The sequence below is a fragment of the Candidatus Rhodobacter oscarellae genome (genome assembly GCF_001078595.1).
Taxonomy (GTDB): domain Bacteria; phylum Pseudomonadota; class Alphaproteobacteria; order Rhodobacterales; family Rhodobacteraceae; genus Rhodobacter_B; species Rhodobacter_B oscarellae.
The window spans coordinates 1,385,132-1,402,298 of record NZ_LFTY01000002.1; the positions used below are offsets into that span (position 1 = coordinate 1,385,132).

General features: G+C 63.5%; 15 protein-coding genes. 9 read left to right on the forward strand and 6 right to left on the reverse strand.

Translation table 11 applies throughout. The annotated features are described in order from the left end of the window. Nucleotides 1-199: 199 nt before the first annotated feature. From AIOL_RS11540 to AIOL_RS11560, 5 genes are all read right to left on the reverse strand, one after another. Nucleotides 200-1,288 (reverse strand): ABC transporter ATP-binding protein, encoded by a 1,089-nt coding sequence (locus AIOL_RS11540; protein WP_049643110.1) that lies wholly within the window; start codon nucleotides 1,286-1,288, stop codon nucleotides 200-202. Next, entirely contained in the window at nucleotides 1,289-2,935 is a 1,647-nt protein-coding gene (locus AIOL_RS11545; RefSeq protein WP_049643111.1) for an alpha-glucosidase, read from the reverse strand. Between the two features lie 56 nt (nucleotides 2,936-2,991). Beyond that, nucleotides 2,992-4,146 carry a carbohydrate ABC transporter permease gene (locus tag AIOL_RS11550; RefSeq protein WP_049643112.1) on the reverse strand — a complete coding sequence of 385 codons (1,155 nt, stop codon included), beginning with the start codon at nucleotides 4,144-4,146 and terminating at the stop codon, nucleotides 2,992-2,994. A 27-nt stretch (nucleotides 4,147-4,173) separates the two neighbouring features. Continuing rightward, on the reverse strand, nucleotides 4,174-5,175 hold the full coding sequence (locus tag AIOL_RS11555; RefSeq protein WP_049643113.1) for a carbohydrate ABC transporter permease: 1,002 nt from the start codon (nucleotides 5,173-5,175) through the stop codon (nucleotides 4,174-4,176). Nucleotides 5,176-5,401: 226 nt separating this feature from the next. Beyond that, the gene (locus AIOL_RS11560; RefSeq protein ID WP_049645408.1) at nucleotides 5,402-6,670 is read right to left on the reverse strand and encodes an ABC transporter substrate-binding protein; all 1,269 of its coding nucleotides are present in this window, start codon (nucleotides 6,668-6,670) and stop codon (nucleotides 5,402-5,404) included. 246 nt (nucleotides 6,671-6,916) lie between these two features. On the opposite strand from AIOL_RS11560, the gene AIOL_RS11565 reads away from it, so the two are divergent. The 9 genes from AIOL_RS11565 to AIOL_RS11605 all read left to right on the forward strand — a co-directional run bounded on the left by AIOL_RS11565 (nucleotide 6,917) and on the right by AIOL_RS11605 (nucleotide 16,305). After that, nucleotides 6,917-7,963: a substrate-binding domain-containing protein gene (locus tag AIOL_RS11565; protein ID WP_049643114.1), complete on the forward strand. Its 1,047-nt coding sequence runs from the start codon at nucleotides 6,917-6,919 to the stop codon at nucleotides 7,961-7,963. A gap of 63 nt (nucleotides 7,964-8,026) precedes the next feature. Further along, nucleotides 8,027-9,007, forward strand: a complete 981-nt coding sequence (locus AIOL_RS11570; RefSeq protein ID WP_049643115.1) for a glucokinase — start codon at nucleotides 8,027-8,029, stop codon at nucleotides 9,005-9,007. Between the two features lie 325 nt (nucleotides 9,008-9,332). After that, entirely contained in the window at nucleotides 9,333-10,571 is a 1,239-nt protein-coding gene (locus tag AIOL_RS11575) for an aminotransferase class I/II-fold pyridoxal phosphate-dependent enzyme (protein WP_049643116.1), read from the forward strand. A 10-nt stretch (nucleotides 10,572-10,581) separates the two neighbouring features. Continuing rightward, on the forward strand, nucleotides 10,582-11,187 hold the full coding sequence (locus AIOL_RS11580) for a DUF4833 domain-containing protein (RefSeq protein ID WP_082152550.1): 606 nt from the start codon (nucleotides 10,582-10,584) through the stop codon (nucleotides 11,185-11,187). A 69-nt stretch (nucleotides 11,188-11,256) separates the two neighbouring features. Continuing rightward, on the forward strand, nucleotides 11,257-12,351 hold the full coding sequence (locus AIOL_RS11585; protein WP_049643118.1) for an inositol-3-phosphate synthase: 1,095 nt from the start codon (nucleotides 11,257-11,259) through the stop codon (nucleotides 12,349-12,351). Beyond that, nucleotides 12,344-13,132 (forward strand): SDR family oxidoreductase, encoded by a 789-nt coding sequence (locus AIOL_RS11590; protein WP_049643119.1) that lies wholly within the window; start codon nucleotides 12,344-12,346, stop codon nucleotides 13,130-13,132. Before AIOL_RS11585 ends, AIOL_RS11590 begins: the two co-directional genes overlap by 8 nt. Then, nucleotides 13,132-13,881, forward strand: a complete 750-nt coding sequence (locus AIOL_RS11595; protein ID WP_049643120.1) for a phosphatidate cytidylyltransferase — start codon at nucleotides 13,132-13,134, stop codon at nucleotides 13,879-13,881. The genes AIOL_RS11590 and AIOL_RS11595 overlap by 1 nt, the downstream gene beginning before the upstream one ends. A 124-nt stretch (nucleotides 13,882-14,005) precedes the next feature. Beyond that, nucleotides 14,006-15,172 carry an LptF/LptG family permease gene (locus AIOL_RS11600; protein ID WP_160314471.1) on the forward strand — a complete coding sequence of 389 codons (1,167 nt, stop codon included), beginning with the start codon at nucleotides 14,006-14,008 and terminating at the stop codon, nucleotides 15,170-15,172. 32 nt (nucleotides 15,173-15,204) lie between these two features. Continuing rightward, nucleotides 15,205-16,305 carry an LptF/LptG family permease gene (locus AIOL_RS11605; protein ID WP_235438987.1) on the forward strand — a complete coding sequence of 367 codons (1,101 nt, stop codon included), beginning with the start codon at nucleotides 15,205-15,207 and terminating at the stop codon, nucleotides 16,303-16,305. Between the two features lie 90 nt (nucleotides 16,306-16,395). Here AIOL_RS11605 and AIOL_RS11610 read toward each other — a convergent pair whose 3' ends face one another. Further along, nucleotides 16,396-17,142: a phosphocholine cytidylyltransferase family protein gene (locus tag AIOL_RS11610; RefSeq protein ID WP_049643123.1), complete on the reverse strand. Its 747-nt coding sequence runs from the start codon at nucleotides 17,140-17,142 to the stop codon at nucleotides 16,396-16,398. Nucleotides 17,143-17,167 lie beyond the last annotated feature (25 nt).

Sequence of the window (17,167 nt, forward strand, 5' to 3'; positions counted from 1 at the left end):
ACGCCCCCCCGCCGCGGCCCTCTGCCTGGGCTGCATTCCTCTTAGCCACCGTACTTAGCCTCGGTTTCTTAGGGACCTGGGCGATTGGGTCCTTGCTCTTTTAGGCCGCAATCGTCAGGCCGTGCCCAAACGCAGCCGCGGGGCGCGTTGACAGCGTGGGTTTGCGTATTTGGAACAAGGTGAAGCAGGGGCGTGGCGCTTAGCGGTAGAGCAGCGATTGACCGTTCGAGAAGAGGTGCACCTTGGACGGATCCGCCGTCAGCCGAACGGACTTGCCGCGCATGTCATGCTGGATCCCCGGCAGCTTGGCGATGACCGGGTCCGCGGCGCCTGCGGGTTCAAAATAAAGCACGGTCACCTCGCCAAGAGCCTCGACAATATTGACCTTGCCCTCAAAGAGCGCGTTGCCCTCTGCGGCGACCATATCCTCGGGCCGCGCGCCGACATTGACCGCCAATCCCATATCGGCATCGGTGGTCGGCACGTTGGACACCGCTGTCCCGCCATCCGCCATCTTCACCGTCGTTTGCGCGCCGGTGCCGATGATCTCTCCCGGCAGAAGGTTCATCGCCGGCGAGCCGATGAACTGCGCGACGAACTCGTTCTCGGGCCGCTCATAGAGATCCAGCGGAGAGCCCACCTGGGCAATGCCCTTATTGGCAAGCACAACGATTCGGCTGGCCAGGGTCATCGCCTCCACCTGGTCGTGCGTGACGTAGACCATCGTGGATTCGGGCATCGATTCCTTGAGCTGCGCGATCTCGATTCGCGTGGCCACCCGGAGCGCCGCATCGAGGTTCGAGAGCGGTTCGTCGAAGAGATAGACCTTGGGGTCGCGCACAATCGAGCGCCCGATGGCCACGCGCTGGCGCTGCCCGCCGGAGAGCGCCTTGGGCAGGCGGTCCAGATACGGCTCGAGCTGCAGGATCTTGGCGGCCTTATTCACCGCCGCGTCGATCTCGTCCCGGCTCTTCTTGGCGATCTTCAGCGCAAACGACATGTTATCGCGCACCGTCATATGCGGATAAAGCGCGTAGGATTGGAACACCATCGCGATGCCGCGCTGCGCGGGCGGCACGTCATTGACCATCAGATCGTCGATCTCCAGCGTGCCCGTGGTGATCTTCTCGAGCCCCGCGATCATGCGCAGCAGCGTGGACTTGCCGCAGCCAGAGGGGCCCACGAACACGATCAGCTCGCCCTGCTTGATGTCCAGGTTGATGTCTTTGAGCACCTCAACGGTGCCGCCATAGGCCTTACCCACATCTTTCAGCTTTAGATTCGCCATCTACCCCTCCTCTACGCCGAACCAGGCCTGATGGGCGGCAAGCTCGGTTGTATGCGTCGCGCTGAACGGCGCGGACTGGTCTTGGACCCAGCGGCCTTGCGGCAGGGTCATCGGCTGCGGGTCCGCGCCCAGGTTGAACGCCGCGAATATGCGCTGCCCCTCATGGCGGCGGATCAGCGACAGAAAGCCGTCGCGGGCCTCGGTTATCTCGACATCGCCCTTGGCCAACACAAGGTGCCGGGCGCGGAAGGCCAGCATGTTGCGGTACCAGGCCAGCGTGCTGGCCGCGTCGCCCTCCTGCGCGGCGGCGGCGCGGGCCAGATGCTCGGGCGCGACGGGCAGCCAGGTGCTGCCCTCAGAGAAGCCGGCGTTGCGATTGTCCTGCTGCCAGACCATCGGCGTGCGGCAGCCATCGCGGCCCTTGAATTCGGGCCAGAAGCGGATGCCATAGGGGTCTTGCAGGTCCTCAAAGCCGACCTCGGCCTCGGTCAGGCCAAGTTCTTCGCCCTGGTAGAGGCAGACCGAGCCGCGCAGCGTCAGCAACAAGGCCGCGTGCACCCGCAACGCCGCCTCGGACAGTCCCCAGCGCGTCGCATGCCGCACCACGTCGTGGTTGGAAAACGACCAGCAGGCCCAGCCGTCCTGGCTTAGCGTCTCGAACCGGTCCACGACCTCTTGCACGCGCGTCCCGGTCAGGCTGTCGCCACTGAGGAAATCAAACGAGTAGCACATCTGCACCTTGTCACCGCCCGAGCTATACTCGGCCTGGATCTCGGCGCCGCGCTGGCTATCACCGACCTCGCCCACGGCGGTGGCGCCGGGGAACTCCTCTAGAACGGCGCGGAATCTCTTAAGAAATTCAAGGTTCTCCGGGCGGTTCTTATCATACAGGTGGTCTTGCCAATTATACGGGTTCACCGCCGGGGCGATGGAGGCGTTACGGTCCTCCGGCGACAGCGCCGGGTTGTCGCGCAGCTCTGGATCGTGAAAATAGAAGTTAATCGTATCCAACCTGAAACCATCCACACCACGCTCGAGCCAGAACCGCACGACCCCCAGCAGCGCGTCCTGAACCGCAGGATTGTGCAGGTTCAAGTCGGGCTGTTCCTTTAGAAAGTTGTGCAGATAGTACTGCATGCGCTCGCCGTCCCACTCCCAGGCGGGGCCGCCGAAAATCGAAAGCCAGTTATTGGGCGGGGTGCCGTCGGGCTTGGGGTCGGCCCAGACATACCAATCCGCCCTGGCATTTTCGCGCGAGCGCCTGCTTTCGGCGAACCAGTCATGCCGGTCCGAGGTATGCGACAGCACCAGGTCGATCAGCACCTTCAGCCCCAGCTCGTGGGCGCGGGCGATGAGCTGGTCAAAATCACTGAGCGTGCCGAACATCTGGTCGACATCGCAGTAATCGCTGACGTCATAGCCGAAATCCAGCATCGGCGAGGTGAAGAAGGGCGAGATCCAGATCGCATCCACCCCCAACGAGGCCACATAGGGCAGCCGCTGGATGATCCCCGGCAGATCGCCGATCCCATCGCCATTGCTGTCCTGGTAGCTGCGCGGGTAGATCTGATAGATCACCGCCCCGCGCCACCAATCCGGATCGGTTGATTTCCCCGCCTTCACAGACATTTGCACCATCTCGTTCATGTCGCTCTCTTGCCTCTAATCAGAGGCCCCGGGTCAGGCCCGGGGCGCGTTCCGCATTACTTCACCGATCCTGCCAGCAGGCCTCGCACCAGGTATTTCTGCATTGCAAAGAACACCAAAAGCGGCACCCCGATCGAGACAAAGGCCGCCGTGGCCAGGATCTCCCAATTGCCGCCGCGGGTGCCCAGAAGCTCGACGATCTTGTTGGTCATCACCGTGGTCTCGCCGCTGGCGTCGATCAGAAACACCTTGGCCACCAGAAGGTCGTTCCAGGTCCACAGGAACTGCAGGATGGCGAAACTCGCCAGCGCCGGGAAGCTCAGCGGGATGATGATCTTGGTGAAGATCTGAAAGTCCGAGGCCCCGTCCACCCGCGCATTCTCGATGATGTCCTTGGGCAGGCCGACCATATAGTTGCGCAGCAGGTAGATCGCCAAGGGCAAGCCGAACCCGGTATGCGCCAGCCAAACGCCGATATAGCCCTTCCCGATCCCGATGCTGTTGTGCAGCTTCAAGAGCGGAATCAGCGCCAGCTGCAGCGGCACCACCAAGAGCGCCACCACCAGCGCGATCAACAGCACGCGGCCCGGGAACTCCATCCAGGCCAAAGCATAGGCGGCGAAGGCGGCGATCAGAATTGGGATGATCGTGGCCGGGATCGTCACCGTCAACGTGTTGAAGAAGGCCTTGGACATGCCCTCGACATTGGCCGGATCAAAAAGCATCTTGTCGTAATTGCCCAGCGTGAACTCCGGCGGGATCTCGGCGGTAACGAACACGCGCTGGCCTCGCGCGCCGGTGAAGGCCTCGCTATGCTCCATGCGGTAGTCGCCATTCGCCTGCACCGTGATCGTGCCGCCCTTGCGCAGCTCGGCGGTCTCGCCGGGCTGGAAGGCGTCGACGGCGCGCGAGGAGACACCGTAGACCGTGATCGGCGCCTGTTCGCGCGCGTCCTCGGCGAATAGGTTGCCCTCGATCACAAAAAGCCCGCCCGCCTCCCGCTGGGTGTCCGGCGCCGCAGAGCGCAGCGTGAGGTTCTGCACGCTTGGGAACGGCGCCTTCCACCAGCCAGAGGTGGCGATCTGGTCTGCCGTGCGGAACGAGCTGATAAACAGCCCCACCGTCGGCAGCAGCCACAGGATCACCAGCGCCGCGGCAGAAATATGCACCGCCCAGGTCAGGCTCGACTTAGTTCCAGCGATATTATCCATGATTTGCTCCCCTTTGGTCGTGGGCCATCAGCGCAACTCCCTGCGGGCGTTCACAACGTTCCACACCAGGATCGGCGTCACCAGAAGCATGATCACCATGGCGCTGGCCGAGCCGATCCCCCAGTCATTGGCGCGGAAAAGCTTGTCGAACATGTAATTCGCCAAAACCTGCGTCTCCCATTGCCCGTTGGTCATGGCAAAGACGATGTCGAAGACCTTCAAGACCACCAGCGTCACCGTCGTCCAGACCACCAGGATAGTGCCCATGATCTGCGGCACCTTGATCTTAAAGAAGATCTGGAACGGCCCCGCCCCGTCGATGATCGCGGCCTCAATGGTGTCCTCGGGGATGCCGCGGATCGCCGCAGAGAGGATAACCATGGCAAAACCCGTTTGGATCCAAACCAGCACGATCATCAGAAAGAAGTTGTTCCAGAACGGGATGGTCAGCCAGGTCTGCGGGTCGGTGCCGCCAAAATAGATGTAGAGCGCGTTGAGGATGCCGATCTGCTCGGCATCGGCGGGGCGGGTCTCGTAGACGAGCTTCCAGATCACACCCGCGCCCACAAACGAGATCGCCATGGGCATGAAAATCAGCGATTTGGCGAGGTTGCCCCAAGAGATGCGGTCCGTAAGCTGGGCCGCCAACAGCCCGAACGCCGTCGCCGCGGCCGGCACGATCAAGAGCCACAGGAAGTTGTTGCGCAAGGCCTCCCAGAACTTCGGCTCGCCCACCATCTGCTTGTAGTTGGCCAGCCCCACAAAGGCGTTGCCCGCGTCGCGGTCGATCAGGCTTAGCCGCATCGTCTCGTAGACCGGATAGGCCAGATAAAGCCCCAACGCGAGGAATGCAGGGCCCAGAAACAGCCAGGGCCGGATCAAATTGGCGCGGTTGATGTTGCGGCCGATATTGGACCCGCTGGCGGGGAAAATGACCTTATCGAGGATCAGGTTGGAGAAGTAGAAATACCCCACGCAGCCGCCCACGCCGAGCACGATGGTGATGATCCCTTGTATCGCTGGATGCATAGCTCACTTCCTTTGCGAAGCCTGTCCGCGGAGCGCCGCAAGGCTTTTGCAAAAGCCTTGTCAAAATCCTTGCAAGGATTTTGCGCCCGCCGGGTTCTCATTCTTGTCACCTGGCCTTCGAGCGGGCCAAGAATTTTGGAAAAATTCTTGCGCAAAAATTTTCAAAATTTTTGCCCCCCACCAAGACGCGCCGGACCCGCAAATATGGATCCAGCGCTTGCCTTACTTACTTCGCCGCGTCCCAGCTGGCCTGGACATCTGCGGCCACCTCCGCAGCGGGCGCGCCGCCGGAATAGTCCACCATCGCCGTCCAGAAGCTGCCGGTGCCAACCGCGCCCGGCATCAGGTCCGAACCATCGAACCGGAAGGTCGTCGCACCCAGCAAAATCTCGTTCATCTTCGCGGTTGGCGCATCGGCGAATTTCGAGCTGTCCACGCCTTTATGCGGCGTCAGGAATCCACCAAGCTCCATCCAGATCTCATGCGCCTGCGGCTCGCGCAGGAACTTGATGAGGTCTTGCGCCCCTTGGCTGTCATTGGTGATCGCCCAAAGCGTGCCCGCGCCCAGAACCGGCGTGCCCAGGTCCTTACCCGCATAGGCCGGGAAGTAGAAAAAGTCCGCATCCGCGCCCACCTCGGTGCCGTCCGGGAAGAAGGCCGGGATAAACGACGCCTGGCGGTGCATGTAGCATTGCGGCGGGCTCGCGAAGAGCCCCTTGGGCGAGTCGCGAAAATCGGTCGAGGCCACGACGCCCGCCCCGCCGGCCACATAATCGTCATTGCGCGCAAACGCGCCGAATTCCTCGATCGCGCCCAGGACTTTTTCGTCGGTGAACGGCATCTCGTTGGACACCCACATGTCATAGACCTCTGGCGGCTGCGTGCGCAGCATCATATCCTCGACCCAGTCGGTGGCGGGCCAGCCCGTCGCGCCGCCGGAACCCAGCCCGATGCACCACGGCGTCTCGCCATCGGCCACGATCTGATCGCTCAGCGCCTTCAGTTCTTCCATCGTGGTCGGGATCTCATAGCCCGCATCCTCGAAGTTCTCGGGCGAGTACCAGACCAGCGACTTCACATCGACCTTGTAGAAGAAGCCAAAGAGCTCTTTCTCACCCTCCGCATTGGCATAGGTGCCAAGATTGACCCAGGATTCCCCGGCGGCATAGTTGTCGCGGATCCATTCGCCGGTTCCCTCCGCCAGCGGCGCCAGGAACCCACGGCCCGCCATATCAGAGGCCAGGCCCGGCTGCGGGTAGACGGCGACATTGGGAGCCGAGCCCGCCTCGGCATCCACCATGATCTGCTGCTCGAAACTGTCGGAGCCCACATAACGCACGTCATGACCGGAAGCGGCGGCAAAGGCGGCGAGCACCTTTTCGACGGTCTCTTGGTCCGGCCCAAGCCACGGGCCAAACACGGTCACCTGTTCGGCCTGCGCCGCCGCGGCACTCAGCGCCAACGTGGCCACACTGGCATACATCACGTGCTTCATTTGCGTTCCTCCCAGTTTGGCGCAGAACTCGCGCCCGCAAAGCAATCCTGTGCACTCCGGTAAATTCAAAGCGCTTTGAATATCCTATAAGTCTGATATTCACGCTGATCTGTCAATCATTTTCGCCTAATTTACCCGCATCTGCTGACCTGAGGGCGCTTCGGCGCTCGTATAAATCCTTTGACCTCAACCGCACCGACGACTAATAATTCACTGTAATTGAAAGCGCTTTGAGTATCTTCGCAGATGAATCTAAAGGAACTCTCGGACTCCTTAGGCCTTAGCCAAACCACGGTCAGTCGGGCTTTGAACGGCTACCCCGAGGTCGCCGAGGCCACCCGGATTCGCGTCGCACAGGCCGCAGCGGCGGCGAATTACCGCCCAAACGCCCGCGCAAGAGGGCTGGCCACGGGGCGCTCCATGGCCGTGGGCCACGTGATCCCGATCAGCACGCATCATGAGATGGTCAACCCGATCTTCTCGGATTTCATCGCCGGCGCCAGCGAGGTCTACCTGGACCGCGGCTATGACATGGTGATCTCGGCGGTGCCCGACGAGCGCGAGGAGGAGGCCTATCGCGCGCTGCTGTCCAAGGGCTCGGTCGATGGGGTGATCGTGCACGCGCCGCGCAGCCTTGACCCGCGCATCGCGCTTCTGCGCGAGATCGGGCTGCCCTTCGTGGTGCATGGTCGCTCCACCAACGAGCCCGGGCCCTATAACTGGGTCGACGTGAACAATCGCAGCGCCTTTCTGCGCGCCACAGAGTTCCTCATGGACCTTGGGCACCGCCGGATCGGGCTGATCAACGGCCTGCTGGCGATGGATTTCGCGGCGCGGCGGCATCAGGGCTATGTCGAGGCGCTGCATTCGCGCGGGATCGCGGCGGATGAGACCCTAATCCACACCTCAGAGATGACCGAGGCGCAGGGCTATGCCGCCGCCAAGCAGATGCTCGCCCTGCCCGCCCCGCCGACGGCCTTCCTGGGCGCGTCGATCATTTCGGCCTTCGGGATCAGGCGTGCGATCGAGGATTCCGGCCTTGTGCTGGGGCGCGACGTGTCGGTGATCACCTTCGATGACGACCTCAGCTATCTGCGCGACGCCAGCGACGTGCCGACCTTTACCGCCACCCGGTCCTCGGTGCGCGAAGCCGGGCGGATCTGCGCCGACCGGCTGATGTCGATCATCGCGGACCCCGCACAGCCCCCGGTCGAGCATCTGCTCGAGGCGGCACTCACGGTGGGCCGCTCCACCGGCCCCGCGCCGCGAGGTACGACGCAGCAAATGGGTTGAAGCCAGCCCCGGTTTCGCGCAGATCACGCCTGAATTCGCCCCAAATGGCCTTATGGACCCAACATGACCGATCCAAAACAGATGTTGTCGCTTGTCGCGGATGTCGGCGGAACCAACACCCGTGTGGGGCTGGCGCGCGGCACAGCGCTGGACCAATCCAGCGTCACGCGGTTCCGCAACGAAGCGTTTGACGATCTTGGCGCGGTTCTGTCCGCCTATATGGCAGAGCGCGCCTTAGAGGCGGTCGACGGCGCGGCGGTGGCCATGGCCGGGCCGGTGCGCGACGGCGTCGCCGAGCTGACCAACCTGAACTGGCGCATCGACCTGCCCGGATTGCGCGCGGTGACCGGGGGCACCCATGCGGCGGTCCTGAATGACCTGCAGGCGCAAGGCTATGGGCTGACCCATATCGCGCCGCAGAACCTGCGCGAGATCGTGCCCGGCCCAACCGGAGACGGCACCAAGGTTGTTGTCGGGATCGGGACCGGCTTTAACATCGCACCGGTTTATCCGACACCAAACGGCGCCTTCGTGCCCCCCTCTGAGGCCGGGCATGTCAGCCTTCCCGTGCACAGCCAGACCGATCTGAGCCTGGCCGCCCATGTCGCGCAAAGCCACGGCTTTGCCGATGTAGAAGAGGTGCTGTCGGGCCGCGGCGTCGAGAATGTCTATGCCTGGCTGCGCCAAGAGGCAGGCGACCCCGGGCAGGCCAGCGCCAACGACATCTTCGCGAGCTTCAGCCTGGGCGGTGACCCCTTCGCGCGCGCCACATTCGAGGCCTTCGCGCGCGTCATGGGCGTGGTGACCGGCGACATTGCGCTAAACACGCTGCCCACCGGCGGCATCTTCTTTTCTGGCGGCGTGGCCCGCGCACTGGGGCGGCATCTGCTAGAGCTAGGGTTCCGAGAGGCGTTTCGAAACAAGGGCCGATTCTCGGGCTTCATGGATGGTTTTGCCATTCACGTCATAGAGGATGATTTTGCCGCTCTGTCCGGTGCCGCCGAGCACCTGGTTCAGGCGATTTCGGCCTCCGATATCACCTAGCGGCAGCATTCGCGACGAAGGCACAAGGCTTCCAACCGGCGGATCCAGGCAGGAATCTGCCGACCCGCAGAGCGGGCGCCGTGCGGGTCAAGCCCCGACACCGCCGCCAGGAAAGCCCCACTTGGCCGTTTTCAGCGCCGATCGGCGCTAACGCGTGACGGCTCAAGAACTGTTTGATCGAGTTTCATCTCAGGAACGCCGGTTTTTTGAGTTGGCAAAGCGGGTAACATCCGTGTGAAGGTGGACAAAACGCACGCGTTCGCGCAAACACTGGACGCATTGGACGGGAACGGCATAGTCGATCTCGTCGCCTCGGAGGTTTGGAATGAAAGATCGCGTAAAGCCGGAACGGCCAAGTTTTTCCGCCGTTGCAGAGAGGCGCTTTCGGCTTGCAGGTAAATCGATCATCGAGAAGGGCCACCCTTACTTCGTACCGGTCGACAAGCTAGAGCAGAAATTTGCCTCTGACCCCGATGGCTACCTTAGCCTGGCGCATTACGATTACCTGGGGCTTTCGCGAAATCCACATGTCCTGGCAGCGGGCCACGCCGCTATAGATGCGATGGGCTCGGGTGCCGGTGCGTCCCGCCTGGTCGGGGGCGAGCGCAGCACGCACCAGGCTCTGGAACGCGATATGGCAGAGTTCCTTGGCGCCGGCGACGTTCTGGCGATGATCTCTGGCTATCTGACGAATGTCTCCCTGATCAATCACCTGCTGGGGCCGCGTGACTTGGTGCTGATTGATGAGCTGGCGCATAACTCGATTCTGCTCGGCGCAAAATCTGGGCGCTTCCACTGCGAGATGTTCGCCCATAACGACCTGGACGACCTAGAGCAGCGCCTCACCGAGAACCGTGACCAATACCGCCACGTCCTTGTCGTCGTGGAGGGACTTTATTCCATGGATGGGGACATCCCGGACCTTCCCAGACTGGTAGCCATGAAGGAGGCGCATGACGCCTGGCTTCTGGTTGACGAGGCGCATTCCTACGGCGTTCTCGGCGCCACCGGGCGCGGATTATGCGAGCATTTTGACATAGACCCATCGCGGGTCGAGCTCAGCGTCGGCACCCTATCCAAGAGCTTTGTGTCATCGGGCGGCTTCATCTGCGCCTCGAAAGACATCATCTCTTGGCTGCGCTTTACCTTGCCTGGGTTCGTTTACTCGGTCGGTCTTTCGCCAACCACGGTGGCGACGGCGCATGCTGCGCTGAACGTGCTGCGTGACGAGCCCGAGCGCGTTTCGCGGCTAAAACAGAAGTCGCGCCTCTTTCTGGATGCCTCTGTGGCGGCGGGCCTTAACCCGGGCGATGCCATTGGCGAGGCGGTGGTGCCGCTCATGTTCAACAGCCCCGAGCAGACCATGATGGTCAGCCAGACGCTGTTGGAGGCGGGAATTTATGCCCCGCCCATCGTGCAGGTCGGCGTTCCCAAGGACCAGCCGCGCATCCGCTTCTTCTTCTCGGCGGAACATCGCGACCAAGACATCCTGCGCGCCGTGGACATTGCGGCGGCGGCGGCAAGTGGTAGTCTGCCGGTACAGATCGCATCCGCGGACCGTTAGGGGGTTCACCATGTTGAGTTGGGCATTGCGGGCGGTCCTTGTGGCCGATTTTTTCGTTATTGGAAGCAGCGAGGACGCGCGCGCCGTGCGCCTGGAAAGCCAGGCGGTACGGATCTCGGACGCGCTGCCGGCGGTACGGCCAGATTGGCCCGTCCCGAAGGAGCCGGGCCAGATCTTTTACATCCAGCGCTCCATCAACTCGAACACCGTCGTCTACACGGCCCGCTATGATCGCAACGGGAACCTAAAGACCCGCCCCGGCCGCATCATGTGGCGGCGCTATAACGACGCGGGCGAGCGCAAGCGCCTGAAAGCGTATGAGCACCTCGCCTTCGGGCTCAACTATCGCAAGCTGGAGCAGCCCGGGCATTTCCTCGTCTCGCTGCGCGCCCTGCCCCGCCTGACCATGGAGCTGCACCAATCCGGACCCAATAAGGCAGAGCTGATCGCCACGATCGGCGGGCGCCAGACGCGGGCGCGCTACGCCTATGTCACCGTTGACGAGAGCGGCCTGTTGCCAAAGGTCACCGAACTCAAGCTGTTCGGCGTGGATATCGCCACGGGACAAGCCGTGTCCGAGACCTTTCGGGTGCTTGGCGGGGGCTTTCGCTATTAAAGCTGGCGCATCCCGACACCCCATGCCAAAAGCGCAAGAACAACAAGTAATAACGATGTACGAGGGGACATGATCACTCCCATCCGCACGGCCATCGCGGGCGTTGGAAATTGTGCCAGCTCGCTGGTGCAGGCCGTCTCTTATTGCAAGGTGAAGGGCCCGGACGCCGTGGGTGTAAACTTCCCATCGCTTGGCGGGCTGCGCCCCGAAGATATCGAGATCGTGGCCGGTTTTGACGTCGACCGCCGTAAAGTGAACCGCCCCATGCACGAGGCGGTGATGGCGGACCCCAACTGCACCGAGGTGTTCTGGGATCAGCTTGGCGACCAGGGCGCGCCGGTGCATCGCGGCCCTGATCTGGACGGCGTGTCGGCCTATATGCGCAACCAGCCGCCCGAGGTCTCTTTCGTGCCCTCTGACGCCCCCGCCCTAACGGCGGATGAGGTCGTTGCGGCCCTGCGCGCGGCCGAGGCGGAGGTGCTGATCATCTTCCTGCCCGTGGGCTCCACCCAAGCGGTCGAGTTCTACGCCAACTGCGCCCTGCGCGCGGGCTGCGCCGTGGTCAACGGCATCCCGGTCTTTCTGGCCTCCAACCCGAAATGGGCCGCGAAATTCGAAGCGGCCGGGCTGCCTCTGATCGGCGACGACTTTAAGGCACAGTTCGGCGCCACGGTGGTGCATCGCACGCTGGCACATCTGGCCGATATGCGCGGCGTCAAGATCGACCGCACCTACCAGCTGAATGTCGGCGGCAACACCGATTTCATGAACATGATGGACATGGACCGCCTCGCCACCAAGCGCGAGAGCAAGACCGAGGCGGTGCAAACCGCCATGGTGGACCGGCTGGGCGATGGCGATATCCGCATCGGGCCCTCTGACTACGTGCCCTGGCTGGATGACCGCAAGGTGGCCTATGTACGCCTGGAGGGCCGGTTGCTGGGCGGCGCGCGCACCAGCATCGAGATGCGCCTAGAGGTCGAGGACAGCCCCAACGCCGCCGCCATGGCGATCAGTGCCATCCGTTGCGCCCGCATCGCCCGCGAGAAAGGGCTTTCCGGTGCCATTCCAGAGGCTTCCGCCTTCCTCTTCAAGCACCCCCCGGTGCAGGTTGACGACCCCGAAGCGCATGACATGCTGTTGAACTTCGCAGGGGATGCCTAGAGCGGCCTTCATCACCGGCGGGTCAAGCGGCATCGGGCTGGCGCTTGCCCGGGGCCTGGCCGCCAAGGGCCATGACATTGCGTTGTTCGCCCGCGACCCGGCAAAGCTTCAGGACGCGGTGCGCGATCTCAAGGCCGCGCATCCTGACCGCATCATCAGCGGCCACCCGGCGGACGTATCCGTGCTGGATCAATTGTCGCCCGCCGTGGAGGCCGCCATCGCCACCCATGGCGCCCCGGAATGGGCCATCGCCAATGCGGGCATCGCCGAGCCGGGCCTGTTTGTGCAGCAACCCATCGAGAGCTTCACGCGCCAGATGGACGTGAACTATACCGGCGCGCTGCATTTCGCCAAGCTCTTGGTCCCGGCGATGCCTTCCGGCGGCCATTTGGTCTTTGTCTCCTCCGGCGCGGCGTTCTTTGGCATCTTTGGCTATGCGGCCTACGCGCCCACGAAATTCGCGTTGCGCGGGCTTGCGGAGGTGCTCCGGGTCGAGCTTGCGCCCGCCATCCAGGTCACCCTGGCCTACCCGCCGGACACGGACACGCCGCAGCTCGCCGCCGAGGCCGCCACCAAGCCCGCCGCCACCAAGGAGATCACCGGGGAGGCAGGCGTCTGGCAGCCCCAGGACGTGGCCGATCTGATCATCAGCCGCGCTGCGAAGGGCAAGTTTACGGTCGCCCCCGGGTTCCAGATGCGCGCCTTGCTGGGGCTGCATTCGGTGTTGGCCCCGCTGCTGCGCTGGTGGCAGGCCGGGATCGTGCGAAAGCACCATAAGTGATGCCGTCGACGGCAGCACTGGCGCTGGTCACCTTGGGGCTCCTTGTCCTTGGGCACCTGCTCTTTGCGGCGCTGGCGACGCGGCAAAGCTCTGCGGGTGTGATCCGCGAGGTCTGGCCGATCCTTTGGGTCGAGACCCTCATCGCCGTGGTGGTCGCGGGCACGCTCTGGTGGGGCGGATGGGTCCTGGTTCTTGCGTTGCTGGCGCATGCCGCACGGGTTGCCTATGAGGCGCTATACGTCGCGGGCGCGCACCCAAACGGGCTGGACCGCGGGCGGCGGCTCTATGTTTTGGCCTTCCCGCTGCTGCCGCTGGCGGTGTTCACCATCGGCGGCATGGCGCAGACCTATACCGCCTGGCTGTTGCTGGCCTACATCCTGGTGGAGGTGTTTGACAGCTTCGCGCTTTTGGGCGGCAAGCTCTTTGGCCGCACCAAGGCCTTCCCAGAGTTAAGCCCGAACAAGACCATCGAGGGGCTGGCCGCTGGCGCGGTGATGCTGATGCTGGTCGCGGCGGGCGGCGCGGCGGTGCTGGGCACCGCGATCCTGCCAGCCATGGGGCTTGCGCTTTTGGTGGCGCCGCTGGCGGTAACCGGGGACCTTGCGGCCTCAAAGCTCAAGCGCATGAGCGGGGTTAAGGATTTCCCCAAGGTCCTGCCGCATCAGGGCGGGCTTTTGGACACAACGGATGCCTGGATTGTCACCGGGGCTGTATTTGTGATGCTCGCGCATCTGCAGGCATCAGGATAGCTTGCGTCCATGCCCATTCGCGGTGAAACTCAGGGCCAAGCGCAATACAGCCCATAGCCCCGAGACGCCCCTTGCCTTCGCACGCCAACGCAACGCCGCCGCCATGCTGAAAGGTCGCCCCATTTTGAGGCTTCTTGGTCCGCGCACGTTTTGGCTGTTTGCCGGTCTTATCGTGTTGATCGAGTCGATCTATCTGGCCGAGGAGTTCACCACCCTCTTAGGTTTCATCGTAGAGAATGGCGGCACGATCTGGGACACGCTCCGACTGTCGCTGCTAAAGCTGCCCGAGGTGGTTGATTTTGCGCTGCCCATCGCCGTTCTCATTGCGCTCTATTTTGCGATTGTCGGCGCGCGCGAGACCAACGAGCTTGTGGTTTGCGCCGCCGCGGGCGTGCCCTGGACCCGTGTTCCCGGGTTCGCCGCCATCGTGGGTGCTCTTGGGTTCTGCCTGAGCCTTGCATTTGCCTCTTGGATCACGCCCACGGCGCTTTACACGCAAAGGATCCTCGCCAAGACCATCGAGGCAAGGTCGGTCGTTCGTGAGATCACTGAACCGGGGCATAAGAACTCGATCCGCCGACTGGACGGGCGCTCTTACATTGCCACCCCGCCTGCGGACCTCACCAAGGAACGCGGCCACCTATTCATCTTCGAGCCCGACACGGGCGACGGCTGGCGGGCCAGCCAGGCCGATGATTGGTCCGTGATTGGCCCGCGCGAGGACGAAAGCTATGCCATCCAACTGAAAAGTTACCGCGACTACACCGGCCGCACCCCCGAGCAGCAGGCCCGATTGGATCAGGACCAAGCGCCCGTCCAGTCGGCCTTCCAGGCCGCGCAGTGGAACGTGCAGAACGTCGCCTTGGTCTTTCGCCTGGAGGAGTTGATCAAGCCGATCGACCTCCAACGGCGCTCGAACGAGCGCGTCGTGCTGCTCCCAATCGTCGCCGTCGCGACGGGCGCGCAGGCCCAATGGCAATCCATCAACGGCGTTGTGGGGCAGATATCTGGCCGCGCGCTGGGCTGCATCTTGGCGGCGCTGACGGCGGTCGCCTGCGCGGCCGGGTCGGGCACGTGGATCGGGCGCGTCGCCGGGGTCCCCGTTGGAGTGCTTGTCGTGCTGGCCGGGGACGTGGTCGCGCGCGCGGTACTGGCCGAGGCGGCGATGCGCGGCCCGGCAGAGTTTGCGGCCAGCTTCGCCCTGAGTTTGCTGGTGATGATCCTACTGCCCATGGCCTATGTGCTTTGGCGACGCGAGGCGCTGATCGTGCCGCGCCGGGGCCAGGGCTAGGTCGCCGCGCGATGCGCCTGCGTTTGAGATATGTGAGCCTTTTTGGCCTGTCGGCGCGCCGCACCGCGCTGGATTACCTTCTCATCACGGCGCTCTTTGCGTTCTTGTTGCTTGCCATCGCCTGGAGCATCGACCTGGCCCGCCACTTTCAACACCTGCGCCGCGCCGCGGAGTTCCGGCAGGTGCCGCTTTCGGAGATCCTGCTGCCCTACTTGTTCTACCGCGCGGTGGACATCCTGGTCCGCCTCTTGCCCGTCGCATGTTTCTTTGGGGTGTTCTGCGCCGAGGTGCTGCGCCGCATGCGGCTTGAGACCGTGATACTGATGGGCGCGGGCCTGTCGCCTTTCAAGATGCTGGCGCCGATCCTGGTCTATGGGGTCGTGGTTGGTGCGGTGCTATGGCAGCTCGAAGAGCGCCTGCGCCCCTATGTGATCATCCAGCAGATCGAACTGGGAGAAGGCGCCTATGGAAAGCGCTTTAGCCCCAGGTGGTTTCCCTTCGACAGCTGGTTTCTTTATGGCGACGTCGCCGTGCGCGGAAAGGTCTTTCGAGGCGAGCCGCCCGCGATGCGCGACGTCCTGATCTTCCGCGGGCTGCAGGACGAACAGCTTGGGACCATACACGCCGCCGAGCGCTTGGACCCGACCGATGTGCCGGGGCAATGGCGCCTGTCAGGCGTCAAGCTTTGGAACCCGCGCGAAGGGCAGAACACCAGCGTTGACCTGCCGGACCAGTTGATCGAGTTGCCGCTCATACGCGAAGAGTTGCGTTACCATGAAATTCAGGGCTTCTATCTGGCCAATGCGCCGCTCGCAGCGCTGTCGCAGGCGCATCCGGGCTCGGCTGCGCGGATAAGCGCTGACATGGCGACATGGCGGCGGGGACTGATCTTTGTGACGCCTTTTGTGTTGGCGGGGCTGGCGATTTCCCTGGCGCGATTTGGGTTCTCTGGGCGCTTGCTGCGCCCCATCCGCATGATCGCGGCTGCCGGAGCGGGGTACATCGGGGTCGTGTCGATAAAGGTCATTTATTCCATGGGCGAGACCGGCGGAATTAGCCCGGCCACCGCAACGCTCTTGCCGCTTGTCCTGCTGATGGGGGTCACCGCCGTGTTGACATATCGGGCGTCCTAAGACTGCTTGGACCGTCAACGCAAGGCAAGGCGCCAGGTTCGCAGCCTCGCCAATCCAATCAGCTTGACGAGGGCTCGACGCCATTTAGCGCTATTCGATGCCCTTCCAAGCGGCACGGCGCGCGGCCTCAATGGCGGGATAGACCTCGGCGCGGGCACGGGCGAGCATCTGCTCGTCATCGACCTCGGCCCAGGCGATATCCCCAAGGAAGGGGCACGCGATCTCGACCTCTTGCGCCAGGGCAACCAGTCCTTGCTCGTAATGCGCCTCAGGCGCCTCGGCTAGCACCCGCTGCGCGACACCTTGCATCGTGCTGGTCGCCGCCGCCGTCAGGGCGGTGATCCCGATCATCTCGCCCAGGGGCGGCTCTGGCCGCGCGTTCCGATCCTTCGAGATCTCGATCAGCCGGTCGTCGCGCACCCAGGTGTAGACCTCGTCACCAGCCTGCGTCGGGCCCGAGACGGTAAAGCTGTTGCGGGACGGCTCCAAGCCCGTCAGGACCTGCGGCGCATAAACCAGATCGCTCTCCAGGATCAGCACCGGGCCCGCGCAGGCCGCCAGCCCCGTCGCCAGGGTGCGCAGGCTGCCGGTCGTGGCGTAGTCAGGGTTGTGGATGATCTGGATGTCGGTCCCGGCAAAGACCTCTTGGTACTGCTCGGCCAGGTGCCCCGTCACCACCGCGATGCGCGTCACGCCCGCGCGGCGGAGCGTGTCCACCGATTGCGGCACCAGCGCGCGCCCGCCCATCTCGATCAGGCCCTTAGGCACCAGCTTGCCACGGGGGCCCATGCGCAGACCAAGCCCCGCCGCAAGGATCAGTGCGGTGAATTCAGACATTGGGACCTCGACATGATGAAGAGCG